The following is a 2,381-nucleotide window of genomic DNA, read 5'->3' on the forward strand; positions in this document are numbered from 1 at the left end:
CCGTGACGAAACTACTAGGATTCGGTACTTTGTGCCCCAGTTTGCCAAGCAGTCGCCGTTACGCCTGACCGGCAGCGGCCTGGACGTACTGCGGTCCCGACAGCAGAAATTAGCGTGGGAAGTGGCAACTTGGTGTCCGGCGAATGGTTAGGGCGGGATGACCCTTTCGACAGTCCCTTACGCCCTCGTTGTTGACGACGATCCCCTCATCATGATGGATACGACCGGTATTCTCGAAGACGCCGGGTTTCGGTTCTACGAAGCCATGGATGGAGACGAGGCCAAGCGGATCTTGGCCTCGAACTGGGAAAACATCGTGTTGCTGTTCTGACGTCGACATGCCTGGTGAGACAAACGGCTTTGCGTTGGCGCGCCACGTCGCAGAAAATTGGCCAGCTATCGAGATCGTCATCGCCTCCGGCCATGTCCTACCCAAGGTGGGAGAGATGCCCGACAAGGCCACGTTCATTGCCAAGCCGTTTAACAAGCAGATGGTGCACGGCCATTTGCGCGAAATGCTACCTGACAGCAAATTACCAGAACCGTTGAAAAAAGCGGTTTAGAGACCCGTTCCGTTCGGCTGCGACGCGTTTGCGACAGAGACCGCCTTCCCACAAACGATCGTGGCTGTTGAAAAAGTCTAAGCTGCCGACGTGGACTGTCTCGATCAGGGCCATAGCTACTCCCGAACAAGCCCTTCCCGATGTGCTACGGACCGGAGTTCATCTTGAAGGCACTTCGAAGGCACTGGACAGCTGGGCGTACGAGAACGGCGTGACGCTCGACGTTAGCCGGCCGGGCAAGCCGACCGACAATGCCCTCGGGGAGACGTTCAACGATAGCCTGCGCGATGAGTGCTTGAACGTCCGCTGGTTCCTGTGGCTGGCCGACGCTCGCGCCATGATCTAGGCGTGGCGAAAGGACTATAATGAGAGCCGTCATCACACATTGCTTGGCTGAATGACGCCGGTCGAGTATGATGCCGCGGCGGCCGAATGAATGACGTCCCCCCTGTTTTTTAGCCCATTTTGAGCGAGAGTTTTCCGGCCCTGTAGAGCCTGCGGGCAAGGAGCTGGATATGAAGAAGTCGAAGTATACGGACGAGCAGATCGCGTTCGCGCTGAAGCAGGCGGAGACTGGTACGCCGGTGGCGGAGGCGATCCGTCGGATGGGGATTTCGGAGCAGACGTTTTACCGGTGGAAGAAGGTCTATGGCGGGCTCGGCGTGGGCGAGTTGCGGCGCCTGAAGTTGCTCGAGGAGGAGAACCGCAAGCTCAAGCAGCTGGTCGCGGACCTCAGCCTCGACAAGCATATCCTGCAGGATGTTTTGTCAAAAAAGCTCTGACGCCTGGGCGGCGGCGCGAGATCGTCGCGCACGTCCAGGCGTCCCATGGTGTTAGCGAACGGCGCAGTTGTCTGGCGCTGGGCGTCGATCGGTCGTCGGTGCGGTACCAGTCGCACCGGCCCGATCAGGCACCGCTGATGCTGCGCATCCGTGATCTTGCAGCGACGCGGACGCGGTACGGCTACTTCAGGATTTACATCCTGCTGCGCAGGGAAGGATGGTTCGTGAACCACAAGCGTGTCTATCGGCTTTACCGGAACGATGGTCTGAGCCTTCGGCTCAAGAGGCCTCGCCGCAACGTCAGCGCTGCCAACCGGGAGCGACAGCCTGCGGCTTCGGCGGCGAACGAGATGTGGTCGATGGACTTCGTCTCGGACGCACTGTTCGATGGCCGTCGGCTGCGCGCGCTGACCGTCGTTGATGCGTTTACCAGGGAGGCGCTGGCAATCGATGTCGATCAGGGCATCAAGGGCGAGCAGGTCGTCGACGCGATGACGCGCATCACGCTATCCCGTGGTGCGCCCAGGACCATCCGGGTGGACAATGGCCCTGAGTTCATCTCGAAGGCGCTCGATCGCTGGGCGTACGAGAACGGCGTCACGCTCGACTTCAGCCGACCGGGCAAGCCGACGGACAACGCGTTCGTGGAATCGTTCAATGGCCGCCTGCGCGACGAATGCCTCAACACGCACTGGTTCCTGTCGCTGGAAGACGCCCGAGCCAAGATCGATGCCTGGAGGCGGGACTATAACGAGAGCCGTCCTCACACATCTCTTGGCTGGCTGACGCCGATCGAATATGCTGCTGCCGCGGCCAAGATCGCGGCCGAATGAACGCCGGAAACTCACCCTCGACTTGGATGAGAAACCGGGGGACCCTCACAAAAGTCAGTCGAGGCCAACTCTCCGTCACAGCGAACCGCCATCATCGTCTCGCTACCACTCCCGGTGTCGATGGCCGGACGCACCGCATCGCCAAGCTGCGTGCTCACCACCTATACCGACGGCGAGGCGTTTGCCTGATTGCTCGAACCAGC

At 60.3% G+C, this 2,381-nt stretch carries 3 protein-coding genes and 1 pseudogene; all 4 read left to right on the forward strand.

All coding sequences use genetic code 11. The annotated features are described in order from the left end of the window. Window positions 1-157: 157 nt before the first annotated feature. On the forward strand, window positions 158-331 hold the full coding sequence (locus EWE75_RS25935) for a response regulator (protein WP_231708551.1): 174 nt from the start codon (window positions 158-160) through the stop codon (window positions 329-331). Between the two features lie 7 nt (window positions 332-338). Next, window positions 339-563 (forward strand): response regulator, encoded by a 225-nt coding sequence (locus tag EWE75_RS25940; RefSeq protein WP_231708552.1) that lies wholly within the window; start codon window positions 339-341, stop codon window positions 561-563. Between the two features lie 166 nt (window positions 564-729). Beyond that, window positions 730-960 (forward strand): annotated as a pseudogene (locus tag EWE75_RS24295) (integrase core domain-containing protein); the annotation flags it as partial. Window positions 961-1,078: 118 nt separating this feature from the next. Then, window positions 1,079-2,178 (forward strand): IS3 family transposase gene (locus EWE75_RS24300; RefSeq protein WP_130160595.1). Its coding sequence is split into 2 segments (ribosomal slippage): window positions 1,079-1,331 and window positions 1,331-2,178, totalling 1,101 coding nucleotides; the frame shifts between segments, so codons are not numbered across the junction. The last annotated feature ends 203 nt before the right edge of the window (window positions 2,179-2,381 follow it).

Source organism: Sphingomonas populi (assembly GCF_004208535.1).
In the GTDB taxonomy this organism is placed as follows: domain Bacteria; phylum Pseudomonadota; class Alphaproteobacteria; order Sphingomonadales; family Sphingomonadaceae; genus Sphingomonas; species Sphingomonas populi.